Annotated in this window: 19 protein-coding genes; 7 read left to right on the top strand and 12 right to left on the bottom strand. The window is 73.0% G+C overall.

The annotated features are described in order from the left end of the window. The first annotated feature begins 41 nt into the window (after nucleotides 1-41). Both ACRWNP_RS34425 and ACRWNP_RS34420 read left to right on the top strand, forming a co-directional pair. Nucleotides 42-833 (top strand): TIGR04222 domain-containing membrane protein, encoded by a 792-nt coding sequence (locus ACRWNP_RS34425; protein ID WP_431968508.1) that lies wholly within the window; start codon nucleotides 42-44, stop codon nucleotides 831-833. 180 nt (nucleotides 834-1,013) lie between these two features. Then, nucleotides 1,014-1,304, top strand: a complete 291-nt coding sequence (locus ACRWNP_RS34420) for a hypothetical protein (protein ID WP_431968506.1) — start codon at nucleotides 1,014-1,016, stop codon at nucleotides 1,302-1,304. 86 nt (nucleotides 1,305-1,390) lie between these two features. Here the strand turns inward: ACRWNP_RS34420 and ACRWNP_RS34415 are convergent, their stop codons facing one another. Next, nucleotides 1,391-2,506, bottom strand: a complete 1,116-nt coding sequence (locus tag ACRWNP_RS34415; RefSeq protein WP_431968504.1) for a S1 family peptidase — start codon at nucleotides 2,504-2,506, stop codon at nucleotides 1,391-1,393. 146 nt (nucleotides 2,507-2,652) lie between these two features. Between ACRWNP_RS34415 and ACRWNP_RS34410 the strand changes: the two genes are divergently transcribed. After that, a complete protein-coding gene (locus ACRWNP_RS34410) occupies nucleotides 2,653-3,510 on the top strand; it encodes a GNAT family N-acetyltransferase (protein WP_431968502.1) in 858 nt (285 codons plus the stop codon). On the opposite strand, the gene ACRWNP_RS34405 is transcribed toward ACRWNP_RS34410, so the two are convergent. Both ACRWNP_RS34405 and ACRWNP_RS34400 read right to left on the bottom strand, forming a co-directional pair. Next, nucleotides 3,503-4,465, bottom strand: a complete 963-nt coding sequence (locus tag ACRWNP_RS34405) for a slipin family protein (protein WP_431968500.1) — start codon at nucleotides 4,463-4,465, stop codon at nucleotides 3,503-3,505. The two genes, ACRWNP_RS34410 and ACRWNP_RS34405, sit on opposite strands and share 8 nt — an antisense overlap. A gap of 99 nt (nucleotides 4,466-4,564) precedes the next feature. Beyond that, nucleotides 4,565-5,521, bottom strand: a complete 957-nt coding sequence (locus ACRWNP_RS34400) for a helix-turn-helix transcriptional regulator (protein ID WP_431968498.1) — start codon at nucleotides 5,519-5,521, stop codon at nucleotides 4,565-4,567. A 63-nt stretch (nucleotides 5,522-5,584) separates the two neighbouring features. Here ACRWNP_RS34400 and ACRWNP_RS34395 point away from each other — a divergent pair, with 63 nt between their 5' ends. Continuing rightward, entirely contained in the window at nucleotides 5,585-6,706 is a 1,122-nt protein-coding gene (locus ACRWNP_RS34395) for a winged helix DNA-binding domain-containing protein (RefSeq protein ID WP_431968496.1), read from the top strand. 371 nt (nucleotides 6,707-7,077) lie between these two features. Here the strand turns inward: ACRWNP_RS34395 and ACRWNP_RS34390 are convergent, their stop codons facing one another. Beyond that, on the bottom strand, nucleotides 7,078-8,139 hold the full coding sequence (locus tag ACRWNP_RS34390; RefSeq protein ID WP_431968494.1) for a S1 family peptidase: 1,062 nt from the start codon (nucleotides 8,137-8,139) through the stop codon (nucleotides 7,078-7,080). A 653-nt stretch (nucleotides 8,140-8,792) separates the two neighbouring features. Then, complete coding sequence (locus tag ACRWNP_RS34385; RefSeq protein WP_431968492.1) at nucleotides 8,793-9,950, bottom strand: DUF5685 family protein; 1,158 nt, start codon at nucleotides 9,948-9,950, stop codon at nucleotides 8,793-8,795. 292 nt (nucleotides 9,951-10,242) lie between these two features. Between ACRWNP_RS34385 and ACRWNP_RS34380 the strand changes: the two genes are divergently transcribed. Then, entirely contained in the window at nucleotides 10,243-10,692 is a 450-nt protein-coding gene (locus ACRWNP_RS34380; RefSeq protein ID WP_431968490.1) for a cell division protein SepF, read from the top strand. 56 nt (nucleotides 10,693-10,748) lie between these two features. On the opposite strand, the gene ACRWNP_RS34375 is transcribed toward ACRWNP_RS34380, so the two are convergent. Beyond that, nucleotides 10,749-11,933 carry an acyl-CoA dehydrogenase family protein gene (locus tag ACRWNP_RS34375; protein ID WP_431968488.1) on the bottom strand — a complete coding sequence of 395 codons (1,185 nt, stop codon included), beginning with the start codon at nucleotides 11,931-11,933 and terminating at the stop codon, nucleotides 10,749-10,751. A gap of 82 nt (nucleotides 11,934-12,015) precedes the next feature. Further along, complete coding sequence (locus ACRWNP_RS34370; RefSeq protein ID WP_431968486.1) at nucleotides 12,016-13,644, bottom strand: MFS transporter; 1,629 nt, start codon at nucleotides 13,642-13,644, stop codon at nucleotides 12,016-12,018. Nucleotides 13,645-14,280: 636 nt separating this feature from the next. On the opposite strand from ACRWNP_RS34370, the gene ACRWNP_RS34365 reads away from it, so the two are divergent. Beyond that, nucleotides 14,281-15,285, top strand: a complete 1,005-nt coding sequence (locus tag ACRWNP_RS34365) for a phosphatase PAP2 family protein (RefSeq protein WP_431968484.1) — start codon at nucleotides 14,281-14,283, stop codon at nucleotides 15,283-15,285. Between the two features lie 116 nt (nucleotides 15,286-15,401). Here ACRWNP_RS34365 and ACRWNP_RS34360 read toward each other — a convergent pair whose 3' ends face one another. From ACRWNP_RS34360 to ACRWNP_RS34350, 3 genes are all read right to left on the bottom strand, one after another. Further along, entirely contained in the window at nucleotides 15,402-15,617 is a 216-nt protein-coding gene (locus tag ACRWNP_RS34360; RefSeq protein WP_431968482.1) for an I78 family peptidase inhibitor, read from the bottom strand. 218 nt (nucleotides 15,618-15,835) lie between these two features. Beyond that, the gene (locus ACRWNP_RS34355; protein ID WP_431968481.1) at nucleotides 15,836-16,225 is read right to left on the bottom strand and encodes a DUF779 domain-containing protein; all 390 of its coding nucleotides are present in this window, start codon (nucleotides 16,223-16,225) and stop codon (nucleotides 15,836-15,838) included. Between the two features lie 4 nt (nucleotides 16,226-16,229). After that, nucleotides 16,230-17,135 (bottom strand): bifunctional DNA primase/polymerase, encoded by a 906-nt coding sequence (locus ACRWNP_RS34350; RefSeq protein WP_431968479.1) that lies wholly within the window; start codon nucleotides 17,133-17,135, stop codon nucleotides 16,230-16,232. 315 nt (nucleotides 17,136-17,450) lie between these two features. Here ACRWNP_RS34350 and ctaD point away from each other — a divergent pair, with 315 nt between their 5' ends. After that, nucleotides 17,451-19,157, top strand: a complete 1,707-nt coding sequence (gene ctaD / locus ACRWNP_RS34345) for an aa3-type cytochrome oxidase subunit I (RefSeq protein ID WP_431968477.1) — start codon at nucleotides 17,451-17,453, stop codon at nucleotides 19,155-19,157. Between the two features lie 62 nt (nucleotides 19,158-19,219). On the opposite strand, the gene ACRWNP_RS34340 is transcribed toward ctaD, so the two are convergent. Further along, nucleotides 19,220-20,539: a glycosyltransferase family 4 protein gene (locus ACRWNP_RS34340; protein WP_431968475.1), complete on the bottom strand. Its 1,320-nt coding sequence runs from the start codon at nucleotides 20,537-20,539 to the stop codon at nucleotides 19,220-19,222. A 341-nt stretch (nucleotides 20,540-20,880) separates the two neighbouring features. Further along, entirely contained in the window at nucleotides 20,881-21,381 is a 501-nt protein-coding gene (locus ACRWNP_RS34335; RefSeq protein WP_431968473.1) for a transglycosylase family protein, read from the bottom strand. Nucleotides 21,382-21,420 lie beyond the last annotated feature (39 nt).

The raw sequence follows: 21,420 nt of genomic DNA, 5'->3' as shown, positions 1-21,420 counted from the left end.
GGGGGTGGTGGGACATGTCATGGCTCACGTGGACATATCCAATGGCCGGGACGGGGCTGATCGTCACAGCGGGGGCGCTGCTGCGGGCCCCGGGCACCGCGGCCGGCGAGGTGACGGACCCTTATGAGGCCGCCTACCTGCGCGACGGACGCCGCGGCGCGGTGGTCGTCGCACTGGTCGCACTGCATCTGCGCGGCACGGTGGACGCCGGCGCGCACCGCACCGCGCGCATCTCCGGGCCGCTGCAGGGGCTCTCGCACCCGCTGCAACTGGCCGTCTACGAGGCGCTGTACCGGCCCACGGGGGTGAACACCGTCGCCGTGTCCCGGCGGGTGCGGCGCGAGACGGACGTCCTGCGCGAGCGGCTGACCGACGCGGGGCTGATCCGGCGCGACCGGCGTCGGCGCGCGGCGCGCGTGCTGGCGTGCGCGGCCGTGCTGACCGTGGCCGCGGGGCTGGTGACCGGACTCCCGACGGGCTGGGAGCCGCCGCTCCGGGCGGCCGTCTCCGCCGTGCCGGTGGCCGCGGCCCTCGCCCTGTGGGCGGTGCCCCGCCGGACCCGGGCCGGCCGGCAGGCCCTCCGGCGGGCCCAGGAGCGTTTTCCGCGTCCACAAAGCCGCAGGGCGTCGCCCGAGTCGGTCCTGCTCGCGGTCGCCCTGCACGGCGACCCGGCCCTGCGGCTGGCCGTCCCGCACTTCACCAGGGAAGCCGGACTGCTCGCCCGGCACGACAGGACCGAGAGCCTCTACGGCGTCAACCACTGGAAGAGCGGGGGCGGCGGAGGCTGCGGAAGCGGCGGCCTCTCGTGCGGAGGGGCGGGCGGGGGCGTCTGAGGGGCGAGGCTACGCGCCCTCCCGGACGGCCCAAACACCGCATCGGTGCGAGATTGGTCACGTCCCGATGTCACAGGGGGTTGCCCTTGTCCCACGCGTCAACCCACGTCACACGGACGGCACCCCGGTGGCTGCTCAGGGGTTGCGAGGGCAAGGGGACGACACGATTTACTGACCGCCATGACAGCGACCGACACCATCCCCAGACCCGTGGCGCACCCCGGCCGGCTGCGCATGGTGAGTCACCTGCGCCGCCTCGCCGCCGCCGGTCTGGTGGAGCCGCCGTGCGGCGCGCGGACCCCCCGGTACCCGGAGGACGAGGACGCCGAGGTCTGGGACGACTTCCGGCACCGACTGGCGGCCCTGCTGGTCGGCCTGCACGAGGAGACCAAGGCGCCGCGCCCGGCGCGCCGGGCCGTGCACGTCGGCGCGACGGTGACGGTCCTCCCCCTGCACCGCCGGTTCCGCTGACCACCGGGACCGGCGGCGCCGCGGTCGCGCACGGCCGGGCCCCGGGACTCCGCCGCAGCCCGGGGCCCGCCTGAGCCACGTGGACGTCAGCCGAGTCGCGCGCCGACCGCGGCCAGCGCCGTGGTCACCGGCTGGAAGAAGGTCTCCCCGCCCGCCTGGCAGTCCCCACTGCCGCCGGAGGTGAGGCCGATCGCGCTGCCGTCGCGGGTGAACAGCGCGCCCCCGCTGTCGCCCGGCTCGGCGCAGACGTCGGTCTGGAGCAGCCCGGTGACGGTGCCCTCCGGGTAGTTGACCGTCGCGTCGAGCCCCAGGACCGTGCCACCGTGCAGCCCGGTGGTGCTGCCCATCCGGAACACCTCCTGGCCCACGGCCGCCTCCGCGGCCCCCTTGACGGCCAGGGCCTGCCCGTTGCCGAGGTTCACCTGGCTGGGCGCTTGTGTGTTCGGGTCGTCGTACGTGACGAGGGCGAAGTCGCCGTCACCCGGGAAGGTCGCCTGCCGCACGGTCGCGACGGGCGCCCCGCCCTGGCTGTCCGACCAGTTCGCGAAGGCGACGCCGCAGTGGCCCGCGGTGAGGAAGGCCGGGGCGCCGTCCTTGACGACGTTGAAGCCCAGCGAACAGCGCGCCCCGGCGGCGAAGATGGCGTCCCCGCCGGCCACGAGGGGCTTGAACTCGCCCGCGGACTTCCGGAGCCGGGCCATGCCGCCGCCCAGGGACCGCACGGTGGACTCCAGGGTGTCCCACTTGGCGCCGGCCACGGTGCGGTCCGCGGTGACCAGGATCCGGTTGGTCCGGGGGTCGACGGCCCAGGCGGTGCCGGGGATCGTGGCGCGCTGCTTCAAGGTCTGTGCGGCGGAGGTCAGTTCGGCGGCGCTGTTCTCGACCGTCCGGGTGGCTGCGCCGGCCTCCCGGGCCCGCGCCGCCACGTCGTCGCCGTCCCCGGCGACCACGTTGACCACGAGCCGCCCGCTCGCCGCGTCGTAGTACGCCCCCGCGACGGACGGCCCGAACTCCGAACCGAGTCGCGAGGCGAGTTCCGCGGCGGCCGCGGCGGTGAACCGCTTCGGCGAGGAAGCGTCCGGGCCCTGCGCGGCGGACTGCGACGCGTTGGCGCTGGGCAGCAGTACGGCCGCCGCCGCGATGGCGGCGGCACCGGCCATGACGAACACGATCTCCCGCTTGGCTATCTGTTTGTGCTTCAACTCGTGACCTCCTGTGGGGGGATACAGGTCGGATCGTCGGGCGCAGGGGAAGCGTCGTTCCGCCTGACATACGCGGGCCCGCCCCGTTGTGTTCACCACGCCCGATTCACTCGCGGCCGGGTCGCCGTTGTGGTGAAATCCGCCCGATGAGCACCTTCGACCTCTCCCCCGTGGCGCTGGAGTACCGCGTCGCCCACGACCGGCAGTTGCGCGCCCGTGTCCCCGCCGGCCTCTCGCGGTACGAGTCGGTGGAGCGCGACGGCCCCCTGCTGCGCAAGACCTACCGGCACGGGGAGGCGGGGTTCCTCGACTACCGCGACCTCGGCGGGCTGGACGGCCCCGTGCTGGACGCCCTGATCGCCCGGCAGCGGGACCACTACGCCGCGCTGGGCATGCCGGTGGAGTGGAAGTACCACGCCCACGACCTGCCCGCGGGGCTGCCGGACCGGCTGGCCGCGGCCGGCTTCGTGCCGGAGGAACCGGAGACGGTGCTGGTCGGCGAGGCGGCGGCGCTGACCGCCGCCCCGGTGCTGCCGGAGGGCCTCGCGCTGCGGGAGGTCACCTCACGGGCGGACTTCGAGCGCGTCCAGGAGATGGAGGAGACGGTCTGGGGGGTGCCTCACGACTGGCTGCCGGGGATGCTGGAGAGCGAGGTGTCGGGGCCCGGCGACCGATGCGCGGTGGTCGTCGCCGAGACCGCCGACGGCACGGTGGTCTGCGCCGGCTGGACCCGTTTCCACGAGGGCACCGACTTCGTGTCGCTGTGGGGCGGCTCCACCCTGCCGCATTGGCGGGGGCGGGGCGCCTACCGCGCGACGGTGGCGCACCGGGCCCGGCTGGCGGTCGCGGCCGGTCACCGCTTCGTGCAGGTCGACGCGTCCGTGGACAGCGCCCCGATCCTGGCCCGGCTCGGACTGCTGCCGGTGGCGGTGACCGTTCCGTACGTCTGGCGGCCGGACGTGCCGCGACCGGACGTGCCGCCGGCGGAGGGCGGGCTCAGCTGACGTCGGGGGGCCGTTGCGGCCGGACCGCGTCCAGCAGCGGGTCCGCCGCGAGGGTTTCGCGAAGATCGGCGGAGAGCTCCTCGGCGTCGTCCTCCGGCGGCCCGCCGCCCGGGTGCGCCTCGGCGGCGGCTTCCGGTATGGGCGCGGGTACGGACGGCCCGGCGGGTGTGGCCGCACGCGGCTGTTCGACGGCCGGATGGGGACCCGGCTGGGCGCGCTCGAGGAAGCGCAGCAGTTCCACCGGGAAGGGCAGCACCAGCGTGGAGTTCTTCTCCGCGGCGACGGCGACGACCGTCTGCAGCAGGCGCAGCTGAAGCGCGGCGGGGGTGTCGCTCATGACCGCGGCGGCGTCGGCGAGCTTCTTGGAGGCCTGGAACTCGGCGTCCGCGTTGATGATCCGCGCCCTGCGCTCCCGCTCGGACTCGGCCTGGCGGGCCATCGAGCGCTTCATCGTCTCTGGCAGCGAGACGTCCTTGATCTCAACGCGGTCGATCTGCACGCCCCAGCCGATGGCCGGGCTGTCGATCATCAGCTCCAGCCCCTGGTTGAGCTTCTCTCGGTTGGAGAGCAGGTCGTCCAGGTCGCTCTTGCCGATGATCGAGCGCAGCGAGGTCTGCGCCATCTGCGAGACGGCGAACCGGTAGTCCTCGACGTTGATGATCGCGTCGGCGGCGTGGACGACCTTGAAGTAGACCACCGCGTCCACCTTGACCGTGACGTTGTCGCGCGTGATGCCCTCCTGGGCGGGCACCGGCATCGTCACGATCTGCAGGTTCACCTTCCGCATCCGGTCGACGATCGGAACGATCATGGTGAATCCGGGGTTCCGCACCCCGCCCCTGACCCGGCCGAGCCGGAACACCACGCCTCGCTCGAACTGCTGCACCACTCGGGCCCCGGCCACGAAGTACAACGCTCCTGCCGAGAGCACTGCGGCTATCAACTCGACGACCATCACGGCCCCCTGGGGTCCGGAATCGCAGTACTTCCACGGTACCTCGCGGGTAACCCGCCGGATACGGGCAGGGATGCCCGTTACGGGCCAGGTGACGGCCTACCGCGGCTCGCCCGCCGCCCGGGCGAGCCGGTCCGCGACGACCCGCAGCCGTTCGGCCAGCTCAGGGGGCTCCCGCACCTCGAAGTCGACGCCGAGCATGCCAATGTAGACGGCGAGCGCGTCGAGGGACTCGGAACCGGTGCGCAGCACACAACTGTCCGGCCCGGTGGACTCCACGGTCGCGTACCCGGCGTACTCGGCGACGGCCTCGGCGGGAGCGTGCACGACGACGACCGCCTGGTGGCGGTAAGCCCGCGAGGTGACGCCCTGGGCCACGTACGACGCGGCGTCCGCCGGCGGCCGCCGGGGCGTGAAGCGGGGGCCGGCCGGGGACTTGGGGTCCATCCGGTCCACCCTGAAGGTGCGCCAGTCCTGCCGGTCGGTATCCCAGGCGAGCAGATACCAGCGGCGGCCGTGGTGGACCAGACCGTGCGGCTCCACCGTGCGGCGGCTGGCGGTGCCGCCGTGCGCCCGGTAGTCGAAGCGCAGCCGTTCGTGGTCGCGGCACGCGGCGCCGATCGCGGTCAGCACGTCCTGGGCGACGGCGCCCGGCACGGTCGCGGGCCGGGCGACCGCGACGGCCTCCATGGCCTGCGCCCGGCGGCGCAGCCGGGCGGGCAGCACCTGCTCCAGCTTGGCCAGGGCGCGCAGCGAGGTCTCCTCGACTCCCTCGACGCTGCCGCCGACGCCGGTGCGCAGGCACAGCGCGACCGCGATCGCCTCCTCGTCGTCGAGCAGCAGCGGGGGCAGCGCGGCGCCCGCGCCCAGCCGGTAGCCGCCGGCGGTGCCGGGGGTGGCGTGCACGGGGTAGCCGAGGGCGCGCAGCCGCTCCACGTCGCGGCGCACCGTGCGGGCGGTGACGGCGAGGCGCTCGGCGAGTTCGGGCCCCGTCCAGTCGCGCCGGGACTGGAGCAGGGACAGCAGGCGCAGCAGTCGGGCGGAGGTTTCCAGCACGGCAGCCAGTCTGTCAGTCGTCGCGGACGATTCCTGACCGCACTCCGCCGTACCGTGACGGCCATGGAGACGATCCCCGAAGGCACCGTCCTGGACCGCCGGACGCTCAACCGCTCCCTCCTGGCCCGGCAGTCGCTGCTGGGCCGGGTGCGCACCGGCGCCGCGCAGATGATCGAGGGGCTGGTGGGGCTGCAGGCGCAGGAGCCGCAGGATCCGTACGTCGCGCTGTGGTCCCGGATCGAGGACTTCGCGCCGGAGGAGCTGTCCGGGATGCTCGCGGACCGGCGGGTGGTGCGGATGTCGCTGCTGCGGTGGACGGTGCACCTGGTGACGGCACGGGACTGCATGGCGCTGCGCCCGATTGTCCAGGACGTGCTCGAACGGCGCCTGCTCGGGCAGTTCCGGCGGCAACTGGCGGGGCTGGACCTGGCGGAGGTGGCCGGGGCGGGCCGCACGCTCCTCGAGGGCGGCCCGCTGTCGGCGAGCCGGCTCGGGGACGCCCTGCGGGAGCGGTGGCCGGACCGCGAGCGGCTGCCGCTCAGTCTGGCCGTCACGGCGCGGGTTCCGACCGTGCAGCCGCCGCCGCGCGGCCTGTGGCGTACCCCCGGCGCGGCCCTGCAGGCCCTGGCCGGCCAGTGGCTCGGCCGGGACTTCGACTTCGCCGCCGGCTCCGCGCCGGACGCGGCCGTGCTGCGCTACCTCGCCGCCTTCGGTCCCGCGTCGGCCGGGGACGTCGCCGTCTGGTCGGGGCTGACCGGGCTCCGCGCCGTCATGGACCGGCTCCGACCGGGGCTGCGGGTCTACCGCGACGAGAAGGGCACCGTCCTGTACGACGTCCCGGGCGCGCCCTTCCCCGACCCCGGGACGAAGGCGCCGCCGCGGTTCCTGCCGCAGTACGACAACATCGCCCTCTCGCACGCCGACCGGGCGCGGATCATGCTGCGCAACCCCTACGCCGGGGAGCCGCTGCCCGGCAGCGGCAGCAACCGGGGCTTCTTCCTCCACGACGGCTTCGTCCACGGGCTGTGGCGGATCCGGGCGACCCGCGACGCGGCCGTGCTCCACGTCCGCCCGTACACGCCGCTGGACGCTGCGGCGCGGGACGCGGTCGCCGCCGAGGGCGCGCGGCTGCTGGAGTTCGCGGTGCCGGAGGCCGCCGCCCGGCAGGTGTGCTTCCCCGGGTGAGCGGGGCGCACGTCACGGGCGGCGGCCGGGGCGGGCTCAGTGCACACTGACCCCGTAGGCCTTGAGGACCGCGGGCAGCGGCTGGAAGAAGGTGGTGCCCCCTCGGTGCAGTCGCCGCTGTCGCCGGTCAGCAGCCCCAGGGCCTTGGTCCCGTCGCGCAACGGGCCGCCGAAGTCGCCGGGTTCGGCGCACAGATAGCGACACCGCCCGCCGCCCGGCGCCCGGCCCGGGCACCGGCCGGACCGACGCGGGCCCGCGCGGCCTGTGACGATCAGCCCGATGGACAAGAGGGCCATACGGGACGTGCCCGGCGGCCGTGAGGCCGCCGGGTCCGTCCGTGACGGAAGGGAGGGCGTGGACCTCCCGGAGGGTCAGAAGACGCTGACACCGTAGACGCTGAGCGCCTCCGTCACCGGCTGGAAGAAGGTCGTCCCGCCGACACTGCAGTTGCCGCTGCCGCCGGAGGTCAGGCCCAGCGCGATGCCGCCGGAGGTGTACAGCGCGCCGCCGGAGTCGCCGCCCTCGGCGCACACGTTGGTGCGGATCATCTGGTAGACCACGTCGCCGCCGCCGTAGTTGACGGTGGCGTTGAGGCCGGTGACCGTACCGCTGTGGATGCCGGTGGTGGAGCCGTCACGCAGGACGGCCTGGCCCACGAAGGCGTTGCCGGCGCTGGTGATGTCGGTGTTTCCGGCCGTGCCGCTCTTGGTCACGGAGGTGTTGCTGTACCGGACCAGCGCGTAGTCGTTGGTCGGGAAGCTGTAGCTGACGTTCGAGCCCAGGACGGTGGACTGGCTGGAGTTGGAGTACCAGGTGGACGCGACCTCACCGCAGTGCCCGGCGGTCAGGAAGTAGTTGGTGCTGCCGCTGCGCACGTTGAAGCCGAGCGAGCAGCGGTAACCGCCGCCGTAGATGGCGTCGCCGCCGGCGATCAGCCGCTTGAAGGTGCCGGCCGTGCGGCGGAAGGTGACCGCGTCGCCGTACGAGGCGGTGGCCTGCCGCAGCTTGGTGAGCTCGGCGCCGGTGACCGTGCTGTCGGCGGTGATCTCCAGCCGGTTGGACTTCGGGTCGACGACCCACGAGGTGCCCGCGATGTCCGCGGCGAGGGTGGCCTTCCCGGCCTTCTCCAGCTGGGCGGTGCTGTGCGCCACGAACTTCGGGATCGCGCCGGCCGCGCTGACGGCCTGGGCCGCCTTGTCGTTGGTGACGTTGACGACCATGGCCTTGGCCTTGGCGTCGTAGTAGGAACCGGCGGTGGAGGCGGTGCCGAGGGACGTGGTGAGCGCGGCCGCGGCCTCGGGGGAGGCCTTGGGCGCGGGGGCGGCCTGGGCGGCGGGCAGGGTGAGCGCGGTGGCCGCCAGCAGACCGGACGCCACGGCGATCAGCCGTGCGCGTCTCGGGACGGGGGTGTGGGTCGTGTGCTTGATCCTCACGCTTTTCCTCCTGTGGGGGAGCGGAAGTTGACCCGCGTAGCGCGGGCCGGTGAGGCGCAGCGAGGGCGCCGCCGTACGTGTGGGGGTGGCGTGCCCCTGACAAGTGCTGCGCACACGGGAGTATTCAGAGTCACGCACAAGCGCACAAGGGCGGGTTTCGGCCGCGTCACGCCCCCGAAACGCCGCACCGGCGCCGTCGGACGCCCCCGGTGACGGTGTATCGCCTGGTGAGCCCCCCTGCCGCCGCCGGCCCCCGGGAGCCCCCGCGCCCCACCCCCGGTTTGGCGCGAACGGGCGGCTCCGCCACGCCCAGGCGACGCCAGGCGCCACAGCGCCGGGTCGCCGCACGCCACCGCCCCGAAGGACGACCGCGATCGCGCCCAGCGCCGCCACCACGGCCAGCACCCGGCGCGATCGCGCCGGGCCACCCGTTCGCCGGGCACGCGCCAAGGGCAGTCGCCGCACCACGCGAGCGGCGGCCCCTCCCCCTTGACGCCACCCCGGCGCGGCCCCGACGGCGACCACTGCACGCGACCCGCCCGGCGGTCCCGGTACATCATCCCGGGACATCACAGGCGCACGCCGGGCACCTCACGGACCCGGCACACCCGCCCTCGGCACCGCCGTCGCGGGAACGGGCCCGCGCGACCCCCTCAGCAGTCGCAGCCGCAGCAATCGCAGTCGCAGCAATCGCAGTCGCAGCAGCAGCCGTCGCCGCAACCGCAGTCACACCCGGAGCAGTCGCAGTTGGAGCACCATCCCTCGCGCCGCCTGCCGCTCCAGGGGTCGTCGTAGTGGTCCCGGCAGCAGATCTGGCAGGTGCAGCAGAGCCCCGCGAACACCGCACACCCGGCGAGCAGACCGCGGCGGGGGCCCGGCTGGTGCGGGGCGCCGGGGGTCAGCCAGGGCGACCGCACGGGCCCGCCGGGGCCGCCCGGACCCGGGTGGTGGGCGCACGAGGCGCCGAACGCGCGGTCCACGGAACGCGGCAACTCGTGGGCGAGCAGGACGTGGGCGAGCGCGCCGTCGCTGAACTCCACGTCGCGCAGTGCCAGCCGGATCCCGTGCACGGCGTCGTCGCACAGCCGCCGCGCCTCGTCCACGCTCGTGCCGGTGGCGGCAAGCGGGTTCCACGCGCCCGCCGCGGCATCGGCTTCCAGGTCCTCGACCGCGTCGAGCAGATGGGCGAGGCGGCCGAAGAGCCGGCCCGCCTCCTCCAGCGGCGCGCGGTTGGCCGGGCGCCCGGCCAGCACCGCCGTGTGGCCGAACGCGGCGGCGGTGGCGGTCTCGGTGGGTTCGGTGACGGTCAGCAGCGAGGTGCCGAGGCCGGCGGCCGCCTCGACGGCGCTCTGCCGGCCGACGGCGTCCACCAGCACCGCGGTGTCGAAGCCCAGCCCCGAACCGGTCACTGCCCCCGCGCGGTCCCAGCGCCGGGCGACCGTGCGCGCCGCCGCGGCGACCGGACGGCGCGCCAGCAGCCCGTCGCCGTCCGCCATGTGGTCGCGCATCTTCGCGGAGGCCAGCACCAGCGAGACCGCCGCGGCCAGCCGCGCGCCCTCCCCCTTGGCGACGGGCGCGGTCCGCATCGCGCGCAGCGGGCACGGGCCTGCGGTGCGTCGTCCGCTCTCGGTCCGCCCGGCCTGGGCCTCGACGAGCACCGAGATGATGAGCCCGTCGTAATTCGTGGCGACCCTGGCCAGTTGCCCGTGATCATCCCTCAGGGCGAGGCAGAGGCCGCACAGATGGGCCGTCCACGATATGGCCAGCTTCTCCGGCAGACGGTGCCGGCACGGTCTGACGATTCCGAACATCGCAATCCCCCGTACGTCATTCGCGGCAATGGAACATGTCATCGGCTGGTCGTTCTGTACGCCACCCGTTCGGCTGTCCGGCGGTGCCACATCACTCTACCGAGCGGGTGCCTTTCCGATGATCCGTCAGGAGTGTTATTCCAGGGGGTGACTGGGGGCCACTAGTGCGATTTATGCACCAGGTCTGTCACGAATCCACCCCACGGTGGGTATCCGCTTGGCGCATCATCCGCATCATGGACGACCATAGGGGTGCGGACGGCAAACTGACCGCGTGCGAGAGGAGGCGTCCATGGGATCGGTACGACGGGCGAGCGCCTGGCTGGGACTCGTCGACGACAACAGCGCCGAGGAGTACTACGACGAGGAATACGCCGATTACGGCGACGGCGCCGAGACGTCCTCCCCCGACTCCTGGGTCACCGACCCCCGCGTGCGCGTGGCCTCGGACTCGGCGGAGGAGCAGGGCCGCCGGATCGCCACGGTCACCCCGGACGGCTTCCGGGACGCCCGCGGCATCGGCGAGCTGTTCCGGGCCGGCGTCCCGGTCATCGTCAACCTGACGGCCATGGACCCCGCCGACGCCAAGCGCGTCGTCGACTTCGCGGCCGGCCTCACCTTCGGCCTGCGCGGTTCCATCGACCGCGTGGCGAACCGCGTCTTCCTGCTGACCCCGCCCGACTACCTAGTCGTCAACGCCGACAGCAAGCGTGGCGGGGACGGCTTCTTCAACCAGAACTGACCCGCGGCATCGGCGCCGGAACCCGGCGCCGGTGCCGGGGGCGACCGGCCTGCCGTCTACCGGAAGGCGTCGATACCGGTGAGCGCCTTGCCGAGCACCAACTGATGCATCTCGACGGTGCCCTCGTAGGTGAGCACGGACTCCAGGTTGGTCGCGTGCCGCATGACGGGGTATTCGAGGGAGATCCCGTTCGCGCCCAGCACCGTGCGGGCCGTGCGGCAGATCTCGATCGCCTCGCGCACGTTGTTGAGCTTGCCGAAGCTGACCTGCTCGGGACGGAGCGTGCCCGCGTCCATGCGCCGCCCGAGATGGTGGGCGAGGAGGATGCCCTTGTGCAGTTCGAGCGCCATGTCGGCGAGCTTGGCCTGGGTCAGCTGGAAGCCCCCGATGGGCCGGCCGAACTGCTCACGGGTGCGGGAGTAGTCCAGGGCCGCCTCGAAACTGCTGCGCGCGGCGCCCATGGCACCCCACACGATGCCGTAGCGGGCGTGGTTCAGGCAGCTGAGCGGGCCGCGCAGGCCGGTGACCTCGGGCAGGACCGCGTCGGCGGGCAGGCGCACGTCGTCCATCACCAGTTCGCTGGTCACGGAGGCGCGGAGCGACCACTTGTGCTTGATCTCCGGGGCGGAGAACCCGGGGGTGTCGGTGGGCACGGCGAAGCCGCGGATGCCCTCGTCGGTGCGGGCCCACACCACGGCGACCCCGGCGACCGAGCCGTTGGTGATCCACATCTTGCGGCCGTTCAGGATCCAGTCGGTACCGTCCCGTTCGGCGTGCGTACGCATGCCCGCCGGGTCGGATCCGTGGTCGGGCTCGGTGAGGCCGAAGCAGCCGATGACCTCGCCGGCGGCCATCCTCGGCAGCCACCGCTGCTTCTGCTCCTCGGAGCCGTACCGGTGGATGGCGTACATCGCCAGCGAGCCCTGGACGGAGACGAGCGAACGGATGCCGGAGTCGGCCGCCTCCAGCTCCAGACAGGCCAGGCCGTACTGGACGGCGGTGGCGCCGGCGCAGCCGTAGCCGGTCAGCGACATGCCGAGCGCGCCGATCGAGCCGAGCTCCCGGGCCAGCTCACGGATCCCCGGCAGCTCGCCGCGCTCGTACCACTGCGCCACGTGCGGCAGCACGCGGTCGGCGGCCCAGCCGCGCACGGTGTCCCGCACGGCGAGGTCCTCGTCGTCGAGCAGGTCGTCGATGCCGAGCGGGTCGCTCGGGTCGAACTGCGGCTTTCCAGCGGACATCGTCGTCCTCTCCGGTGATCACTGCGCTTCGCCGACGAAGCTACTTCCGCGGCGGGAGCGGGTAAAGCCCCCGGCGGTGTGCTCAGCGCGACACGTCGGCCCCGGCCAGGGCGTGCTCGCGGGGAGACGGGATCCCGGAGGCGGCGGGCCGCTGGGCCGCCGTACCGCACTCCATGCGGCGGGGCAGCCGCAGCGCGGCGACCGCGCCGAGCAGCAGCAGACCCGCGCTGACCACCAGGGTGATGTGCATCCCGTGGACGAAGGCGTGCCGTGCGGCATGCCGCAGAGAGGCACCGGCGGAACCGCCGAGGTGGCCGGAGACCTCGTAGGCCTCGCCGAGCGACTTGCCGGCCGAGACGCCGGCGTCCGCCGGCACCCCGGGGACCCGGGCGACGCCGGGGGCGTACGCGGCGTTCATGACGCTGCCCAGCAGGGCGATGCCGAGGCCGGCACCCAGCTGGTAGGAGGTCTCGCCGATCGCGGCGGCGCCGCCCGCCTGCTCGGCCGGGGCGTCGCTGAGCATGGATTCGTAGGCGCCGAAGAGCGTGGTCTCCAGGCCGAAGCCGAGCAGGACGAAGCCCGCGGTCAGCACGCCGGGCCGGTCGTACTGGCCCATGAGGGTCAGGACGAGCACCGCGCACGCGGTCAGGAGGAAACCGGAGCTCACCATGGCGCGCGGCCCGAATCGGCCGAGCATCCGGGAGCCCAGGAGGCCGGCGCCCATGGCCGCGAGGGTGAGCGGCAGCAGCCGCAGCCCCGTCCGCAGGGGGCTCAGGCCGAGGACCAGCTGCAGGTACTGGACGGCGATCAGTTCCAGGCCGACGAGGGCGAGCAGCGCCAGCACGATGCAGCCCACGGAGGTGCCGAAGGCGGGCCGGCGGAACATCCGTATGTCGATGAGCGGGTGCTCGCGCCGGCGCTGCCGGCGCACGAACAGCACCAGCAGGGTCAGGCCCACGAGCAGTGGGACGAGCGCGGAGGGCTCGTACGGGGCCGCGCCGCCGCCGACCCTCTTGACGCCGAGGATGGCGCCGAGGATGCCGAGCGCGGCCATCACCGCGCCCAGGACGTCCCAGGGGCCGTCCAGCTCACCGCGGGACTCCGGCAGCAGCCAGCGGGCCACCGGAAGGATGACGGCCATCAGGGGGATGTTGATGAGGAAGACCGAGCCCCACCAGAAGTGCTCGACGAGGAAGCCGCCGAGGACCGGCCCGACGGCGGCGCCGACGGCCGCGACGGCGCTCCACACGCCGATGGCGACGGCCCGCTCACGGCGGTCGGGGAAGACCTGCCGCAGGATCGACAGCGTGGCCGGCATGATCATCGCGCCGCCGATGCCGAGCAGGGCGCGGGCCGCGATGAGGACGCGTGGGTCGGGCGCGAGGGCGGCCACCGCCGAGGCGGCCGCGAAGATCGTGCAGCCGATCAGCAGGATCCGGCGTCTTCCGACGCGGTCGCCGAGGGTGCCGAAGAGGATGAGCAAGGACGCGGCGACGAGCGGGTAGGCGTCGACGATCCACAGCAGCTCGATCGCGCCGGGGCGCAGGTCCTCGCTCACCGCGGGAACGGCGACGTGCAGCACGGTCGCGTCGAGGGCGACGAGCAACAGGCCGACGCAGAGGACGATGAGCACGGTCCAGCGGTTGACGGGCCGAGTGTGCTGTGGGACGGCGGCCGGTCCGGGGATGCCGGCCGAGGACGTCCCTGTCATGTACGTACCTCCCAGCGGTGCGCTCGCGGTGTCCCTGGGCAGGACGAGGGGGACAGTCCCGGGGGAACCCAGTGACGAGGGCGAGTGAAGTCGTCAGACTACGCGAGTCCGCGCCGATGGGGGGTGGCGCGGGTCACGTTCCCGCACGGCCGTCGTCACGCGAAGGCCACCCACCGGAGACCTGCCGGACATTTCCGGTACCGCCGCGGCGCGGCCGCCGGGGCGTCCACCGGGTGGCGTGTACCCGCCCGTTCCGGTGGCACGCACGGGCTACACGGGGCGCGCGGACCCACCCGTACGCCCGCTCCGTGCGTTCACACGCCCGCTGATCGGCGAATCCCCGCAGGTCACCGGTGACTCTCCGGGCCGGCGCCGGGGGTGCGCGGGGAGCCGGACCGGGCCCGGGAATGGCAGGCGAACTTCACGAGAAGTGACGGGTAATCAAGGATAAACGTGGTGAGAGGAAATCGAACGCGCGATTTCCCGAGATCCTCCGCATGCACTTCGAAACATAAAATCAAGGAGTTCCCGCATTCGGCTCAATGGGTGGGACTGAGACGTAGTCCACATCACATCGTCATTACGAACCCGGCCTTCCGGCCGAACTCCGCCATCACACGTTGTAACGTCGATTGAGTGCGTACCGATGACAAGCTTCTCCTCATGGAGGAGCCCGAGACAGCCCAGGCGCCACCGGGTATGAGCCGGACACGCGTGCTGCTGTTCGGCTCGACGCTCGTGGCCTATGTGGCCATCGTCGTAGCCGTCCTGACCACGTCCAAGCTCGTGACCCTGGACTGGCAGGTCATGATGTGGCGGCCGTACAAGCAGTGGCCGCAGATCCACGCCTTCCTGGACTACTTCGTGGTCCTGGGCCAGCGCGGCCCGACGGCCGTGATCGTCGCCTCCTGGCTGGGCTGGCGCGCCTGGCGCCAGCGCACCCTGCACCCGCTGCTCGTACTGGGCACGTCGCTGCTGCTGCTGAACGTCACCGTCGGCTCGGTGAAGTACGGCCTCGGCAGGCTCGGCCCGCACTACGCGACCAGCGCCGGATCGGCCGAACTCTTCTCCGGCGGCGATATATTTCCCAGCGGTCACACCGCGAACGCCGTGGTGACCTGGGGAGTCCTGGCCTATCTGGCCACCACCCCATGGGTCCGCCGGGTCACCTCCGTGATCGCGGCCCTGCTGGCGCTGGGCGTCGGCATGACCACGATCTACCTCGGCACCCACTGGGTCAGCGACGTCCTGCTCGGCTGGGCGGCCGGCCTGCTGATCCTGCTGGCGCTGCCCTGGTTCGAGCCGCTGATGGCCTCGGCCGAGGCGCGGATCACGGCCGCCTGGGCGCGCCGCCGCGGCATCGGCACGACGTCCGCCACGGCCCCCGCCGCGAACGCGGCGATGGCCTCCCCCCAGGTCTCGGACAACCCGGACGGCGTACTCGGCCCCGTCGTTCTCGGCGGCCGTACGACGACGCCCGCGTCCGGCATACCGCACCACCCGGCACGTCCGCACACCACCCGGCACGAGCGCACCCCGGTCACCCCGGCCGGCAGCCGCCGGCCGCCCGCGGACCGGCCGGGCCGCCCCGCGCCCCTCGGCCAGGCCGGCGTGGCCCGCGGCCGCGGCGCCACCGGCTGACGGCCCGCGGCGCAGGTACGCACGCCTCCCGCCCCGCCCGCGCCCGTACGAAGGCCCCGGCCGCCCCCCAGAGGGCGAGCCGGGGCCTTCGTCGTGCGGGGCCGTGCGAACGCCCTTCAGCCACTCCAGCAGCGGATCACCCGGCCGCCCTCGACGGTGAAGTTGAGCCGGCCCACCCGGTACTCCATGGTGATGACAGCGCCCGGCGGCAGGGCGCGCACCATGCTCCAGCCGCGCTCGGTGGCCCGGCGCTCGGCCTCCTCGGCGGCGAGGCCGACGTAGCTGTCCGGTTCGTCCTGCGGTTGCCGTGCGGCACTCGGATCGGTTGCCATGTCAGCAACCGTAGGCGCACACGAGCCGTGACGGAAGGCGGCGGCCGACTTGATCGTCACACTTCTGTCACAAAATCCCAGGCAGTGTTTGGCGTGCACCGTTCACTCTTTGGGGGCGTCTTTTCCCCTCGCCCGCCGAATTCGCGTACCCGACCGTCGAAAACCGGCCCGGCGACCGCCGCGGAATTACCGGAAACGACCCACACACTTCCCTCACATCACATCCCCAGCGTCGACAGCTCTTCGTCCGTCAGCAGCCGGGACCGAATGAGAAACCGGTTGCCCGTCGGGGCCTCCAGCGAGAAGCCGCTGCCCCGCCCCGGCACCACGTCGATCGTCAGGTGCGTATGGCTCCAGTAGGCGAACTGGTCGCGCGACATCCACACCGGCACCGGGTCGATACCCAGGACGTCGAGGTCGCCGAGGTGCACGTCGGAGTCCCCGGTGAGGAACTCCCCCAGCGGGTAGCACATGGGCGAGCTGCCGTCGCAGCAGCCGCCGGACTGGTGGAACATCAACGGGCCGTTCTGGTCGGCGAGACGCCGCAGCAGCCCCGCGGCCTCCTCGGTGACGGCGACCCGGCCGGCCCTCGGTGCGGTAGAGGTCATGCGGTCAGAGTGCTCCCGCGGAGCGCCGCCCGCCAGACCCCCCGAGGACATGCCGGCGGGCGGAGCCCACCGTCGACTCCGCCTCGCGCTCCGGCAGACCGGTACTGACGGCCGCGCCGACCATCTCCGCGGCGACCCGGTCCCCGTGCCCGTTCTCGAAGGCCCGGCACGCGGCCCAGAAGAGCCGCTCGTTGCGCTCCCCCACCGACGAGCCGAGGACGAAGCGGATCAGCGGCTCGGCCGTGCCCCCACTCGTTCCCGCCCCCGTCCCCGCACCCTGGGCGCGCGCACCCCGGCGCCGCGGGGTCGTCAGCAGCAGCCGCAGCAGCCGCTTGGGCACCGCGGCCGGCGGCATCGAGGCCGTCGGCGGGTCCCAGCGGTAGAGCCCGGCGGTGGTGACCGAGCCGGGTCCCACGAGGTAGCCGCCGCTGCCGCGCACGTCGATCCCGTCGCCGAGCCGGCGCACGGAGTTGGGCACGATCACCTCTGCCGGACCGCGCAGCCACAGGTGCCGGCCGCCGCTCGGGGTGATCACCGTGCGCGTCCACGGCACCGCGAAGCCCCACCGGGCGGCCAGGTCCACCAAGGCGGTCACGCCGTCGACGCCGTCCTTGCGGTCCAGGTCGAGGCCGATCAGGTAGTGCGGCGAGCGTCCGCACGCGATCCCGTACCCGCTGGCCCAGGGCGCCGCCGCGAACAGCTCGGCTATCCGGGCGGGCTCGGTGGCGGCGTCGTGCACGCCGTGGCCGAGCCGTCCGCACTGGCCGCGGCACATCCCGGACCCGGTCTCGCCCCGGTGCGGCGAGCGGACCGCCGGGAGCTTGGTCCGCGAGAGCGGGATGACGGGGAAGCCGCGCCGCGCCGCGGCGAGCGCGCTCTCCAGCGCGCGGTCGTGGTCCGGATGCGTCACGGGGGCCCCTCGGTGCGCTACGGCATGGTCCCGTTATCGTACTTTCGTTCGACCATCTGCTCAATGCCGCGCCGAGCAGCCGGAACGGGCTCTCGGCCCGCCCGGCACCCGGTACCTGACCTGCCCTCACGCGGGCGTTTCCACAGGGCCGGTCATCGTTCATGGTGCCGCCTGCGGCCCGGCCCGCCTACGGCGCGGCACGGCCGTCCCGTCCCGGTCCGTCACATGATGGGCCGTCTGCCCGAGACTGTACGGAAGATCGAGTACGGAAGGCCGGGTGCCCGGCAGGATCTCCTACCGCGAGGGAGCGCGCCGATGGGGACGCACGCAGCGCAGACCACGGCCGAGCGGGCGGCGCCGCCCCGGCGGCCGGGGCGGCTCTTGGTGGACTGGCTGACCACCACCGACCACAAGAAGATCGGCCACCTCTACCTGATCACGTCGTTCGGCTTCTTCCTCGCTGCGGGGTTCATGGCGCTGCTGATGCGCGCCGAACTCGCCCGCCCCGGTCTGCAGCTGATGTCGAACGACCGCTTCAACCAGCTCTTCACGATCCACGGCACGATCATGCTGCTGCTCTTCGCCACGCCGACCTTCGCGGGGTTCGCCAACGAGATCATGCCCCTGCAGATCGGCTCGCCGGACGTCGCCTTCCCCCGGCTGAACATGCTGTCGTACTGGCTCTTCCTCTTCGGCGGGCTGATCGTGCTGGGGAGCTTCCTGACGCCGACCGGCGGCGCCTCCTTCGGCTGGTTCGCCTACGCGCCGCTGAACAGCTTGACCCGCTCGCCCGGGATCGGCGCCGACATGTGGATCATGGGGCTGGCGTTGGCGGGCTTCGGCACCATCCTCGGCGCGGTCAACTTCGTCGCGACGATCGTCGGGATGCGGGCACCGGGCATGACCATGTTCCGGATGCCGATCTTCACCTGGAACGTGCTCTTCACCTCGGTGATGGTGCTGCTGGCCTTCCCGGTGCTGGCGGCGACGCTGCTGGTGCTGGAGGCGGACCGGCGCTTCGGCTCGGTGGTCTTCGAGCCCGCGAACGGCGGAGCGCTGTTGTGGCAGCACCTGTTCTGGTTCTTCGGCCACCCGGAGGTCTACATCATCGCGCTGCCGTTCTTCGGCATCATCACCGAGGTCATCCCGGTGTTCTCGCGCAAGCCGGTCTTCGGCTACATGACGCTGATCGGCGCGACGATGGCCATCACCGGGCTGTCGATGGTGGTCTGGGCACACCACATGTTCGTCACCGGCGCCGTGCTGCTGCCGTTCTTCTCGCTGCTGTCGTTCCTGATCGCCGTGCCGACCGGGGTGAAGTTCTTCAACTGGATCGGCACGATGCTGCATGGTTCGCTGTCCTTCGAGACACCGATGCTGTGGGCCGTCGGCTTCCTGGTGAGCTTCCTGTTCGGCGGCCTCACCGGGGTGATCCTCGCCTCGCCCCCGCTGGACTTCCAGGTCAGCGACTCGTACTTCGTGGTGGCCCACTTCCACTACGTGGTCTTCGGGACGGTGGTCTTCGCGATGTTCGCCGGCTTCTACTTCTGGTGGCCGAAGTTCACCGGGAAGATGCTCGACGAGCGGCTGGGGAGGATCCAGTTCTGGACGCTGTTCGTCGGCTTCCACACCACCTTCCTGGTCCAGCACTGGCTGGGCGTGGAGGGCATGCCCCGGCGGTACGCGGACTACCTGGCGGCGGACGGCTTCACGGCGCTCAATACGATCTCGTCAATCGGGGCGTTCCTGCTGGGCCTGTCCACCCTGCCGTTCCTCTACAACGTGTGGCGGACCGCCCGGTACGGCCGACGGGTGGAGGTCGACGACCCCTGGGGCTTCGGCCGTTCGCTGGAATGGGCGACCTCGTGTCCACCGCCGCGGCACAACTTCACTGCGCTGCCGCGGATCCGCTCCGAATCCCCGGCCTTCGACCTGCACCACCCGGAGGTCGCCGCCCTCGACCAGGCACGGTCCACCGGCCGCCGCGACGCCGTCGAACCCGGAGCCGGGGACCACGGCTGAGCGGGGCGGGGCGGGGCGCCGTACCGTCCCGCCCGGCCCGCGTCGGCCCTCGGCCCGGCCCCTCACAGGGGATCCGGCCCTGCCGCGCTCCTGCGGAGCTTCGCCCGCACCTTCTTGCGGAGTCTGCGGGCCCGCCCCTTGACCGCGCGGGCGAGGTCCTTGCCCGCGTACGCGGTGCCCACGCCGAGGCCGCCGACGTGGCGTCCGGCCGCGCGCAGCCGGCCCGCGGCGCCCGCCCGCCGGGCGAGGAGTTCCTCCAGCAGCCGCTCGACGTCACCGGCGATCTCCGCGGGGTCGTACCGGGCGCCCTTCTCCAGCGCGGCCCGGCCCATCCGCTTGCGCAGCTCGTCGTCGTTGATCAGCCGGAGCATCGACGCGGCCAGCGCGTCCACGTCCCGCGGGGGCACCAGCAGGCCGTCCACCCCGTCGCTGATGATCTCGCCGGGACCGAGCGGGCAGTCGGTGCTCACCACCGGCAGGCCGACGCGCATCGCCTCGACGATGGTCATGCCGAACGACTCCATGGTGGAGGAGACCGCCAGCAGTGAGCCCTTGGCCATCTCCGGCTCGATCGGCGAGGCGGTGCCCATCATGGTCACCCGGTCTCCGATGTCCAGGCGCGCGATGAGCCGCTCCAGCTTCTCCTGCTGCGCCCCCGAGCCGTACAGCCGCAGGCCCCAGTCCGGCCGTTCCGCCGCGACCTTGACGAAGGCCCTGATGAGGTCTCCGTAACGTTTGACCGGGGCCAGCCGACCGACCGCGACGACGTACTTGGCGTCCAGGGTGCTGGGGGTGACGCCCGGGTCCGGAACGCTGTTCGGCACGGTGACCACCCGCACCCCGGGCAGCCGCAGCCTGCGCCGGTAGGCGGCGGCGTCGGCCTCGGTGGTCGTGGTGACCGCGTCCAGCCGGGGGTATAACCGGCGCAGCGTGAGGATGAGCGGTACGGAGTGGGTCTCCAGCGTCAGGTGCTCCTGCGCGATCCGGACGATGTGGCGCGGGGCCTGCAGGGCGATGTGGGCGTTCAGCCCGGGGCGCGTGCCGATGACGACGTCGGCGTCGAGGGACGACAGATGGGCCTCGATCCTCCGGTCGCTGAGCACGCTGTACTGCGTGTAGCGGTTCTCGCCCTTGGGGAAGACCGAGGAGGGCTGCCTGTACAGCGGGTCCGCCAGCTCGCAGGCGTCGCTGTCCCGGCGCAGGTCCACCAGATGGCGCAGGCCGACACGCGGGTCAAGGGCGAAGGTGGGTTCGTCACGATGGCGGAAGACGGAGACGATCTCGACCTCGTGCCGCTCGGCCAGGGCTCCCGCCAGGTTGTACGTCGTGCGGATGGTGCCACCGACTCCGTACGCGTTTTGGATCAGTATGGAAATGCGCATGCGTCCCTGCGTTCTCCTGCTTCCCACAGACCGGTGTCCGTCCTGGTGCTGACAAGACCGCGCCCAAGACCCGCGGGTTACCCCCGTTCACCTTCCCGTTTCCTCGTTGTGTCCCCGCCGTGACGTTCACGTGAGGTCCCGGGGCATCCTCCACGGATCGCATGCCGTCAGGCACGGAGCCCCGTCGCGGCGCGGAGGGGCGATCGCGCCCCCCGCTGCATTCCCCGGCGTTCATGGCGTCACCCCACCGGGCTACACACGGAGGGCCCACCGGGTGACGGAGGTGGCGGCGGGCGCGGGCGCGGGCGGGCGGCGGGCCACTCACGGCGCGCCCGCCGGTCTCACTGCGGCAGGCGCAGCAGTGTACCGGGGGTGAGCCGGCGGGTCGGATCGGAGCCGATGACGTCCTGGTTGAGCCGGTACAGCTCGGCCGCCCCACCGCCGACGTTGAAGCGCCGGGCCACCGTCTCCAGGGTCTCGCCGGACTGGACGGCGTGCGCGCGGCCGGCCAGCCGCAGGCGCTGCGCACAGGTCGGCCAGGCCTCCCAGCCCTGGTCGCGGAGGATCTCCTCGGCGACGGTCACCTGCTGGTCGGGGGTGGCACGGTCGGGCCTGGACGCCAGGCCGAGGCCACCGTGCTCGACCCAGGTGGGCTGGAAGATCTGCAGCCCGCCGTAGAAGCCGTTGCCGGTGTTGGTGTTCCAGCGGTTGCTGCTCTCGCAGGTCGCGAGTTCCACCCAGACGGGGGCGTGCCCGTCGGCCCGCGCGACCCCGGTGGCGAGGGCCGCCGAGGTGGCGAGCAGGGCGAGGGCGGTCACCGCGAGACGGCGGGGACGGGACATGCGCGCCAGGCTAGGCACGGCGCGGTGGGGGCCAGTTTC

Source organism: Actinacidiphila sp. bgisy160 (genome assembly GCF_965342435.1).
Lineage (GTDB): Bacteria > Actinomycetota > Actinomycetes > Streptomycetales > Streptomycetaceae > Actinacidiphila.
This window is presented reverse-complemented; position numbering and strand designations above follow the sequence as displayed.

Excerpts from the sequence above, each read along its gene's own strand:
- ACRWNP_RS34425 (WP_431968508.1), top strand. The coding sequence starts at position 42 with ATGGCCGGGACGGGGCTGATCGTCACAGCGGGGGCGCTGCTGCGGGCC.
- ACRWNP_RS34420 (WP_431968506.1), top strand. The coding sequence starts at position 1,014 with ATGACAGCGACCGACACCATCCCCAGACCCGTGGCGCACCCCGGCCGG.
- ACRWNP_RS34410 (WP_431968502.1), top strand. The coding sequence starts at position 2,653 with ATGAGCACCTTCGACCTCTCCCCCGTGGCGCTGGAGTACCGCGTCGCC.
- ACRWNP_RS34405 (WP_431968500.1), bottom strand. The coding sequence starts at position 4,465 with ATGGTCGTCGAGTTGATAGCCGCAGTGCTCTCGGCAGGAGCGTTGTAC.
- ACRWNP_RS34395 (WP_431968496.1), top strand. The coding sequence starts at position 5,585 with ATGGAGACGATCCCCGAAGGCACCGTCCTGGACCGCCGGACGCTCAAC.
- ACRWNP_RS34385 (WP_431968492.1), bottom strand. The coding sequence starts at position 9,950 with ATGTTCGGAATCGTCAGACCGTGCCGGCACCGTCTGCCGGAGAAGCTG.
- ACRWNP_RS34380 (WP_431968490.1), top strand. The coding sequence starts at position 10,243 with ATGGGATCGGTACGACGGGCGAGCGCCTGGCTGGGACTCGTCGACGAC.
- ACRWNP_RS34375 (WP_431968488.1), bottom strand. The coding sequence starts at position 11,933 with ATGTCCGCTGGAAAGCCGCAGTTCGACCCGAGCGACCCGCTCGGCATC.
- ACRWNP_RS34370 (WP_431968486.1), bottom strand. The coding sequence starts at position 13,644 with ATGACAGGGACGTCCTCGGCCGGCATCCCCGGACCGGCCGCCGTCCCA.
- ACRWNP_RS34360 (WP_431968482.1), bottom strand. The coding sequence starts at position 15,617 with ATGGCAACCGATCCGAGTGCCGCACGGCAACCGCAGGACGAACCGGAC.
- ACRWNP_RS34355 (WP_431968481.1), bottom strand. The coding sequence starts at position 16,225 with ATGACCTCTACCGCACCGAGGGCCGGCCGGGTCGCCGTCACCGAGGAG.
- ctaD (WP_431968477.1), top strand. The coding sequence starts at position 17,451 with ATGGGGACGCACGCAGCGCAGACCACGGCCGAGCGGGCGGCGCCGCCC.
- ACRWNP_RS34340 (WP_431968475.1), bottom strand. The coding sequence starts at position 20,539 with ATGCGCATTTCCATACTGATCCAAAACGCGTACGGAGTCGGTGGCACC.
- ACRWNP_RS34335 (WP_431968473.1), bottom strand. The coding sequence starts at position 21,381 with ATGTCCCGTCCCCGCCGTCTCGCGGTGACCGCCCTCGCCCTGCTCGCC.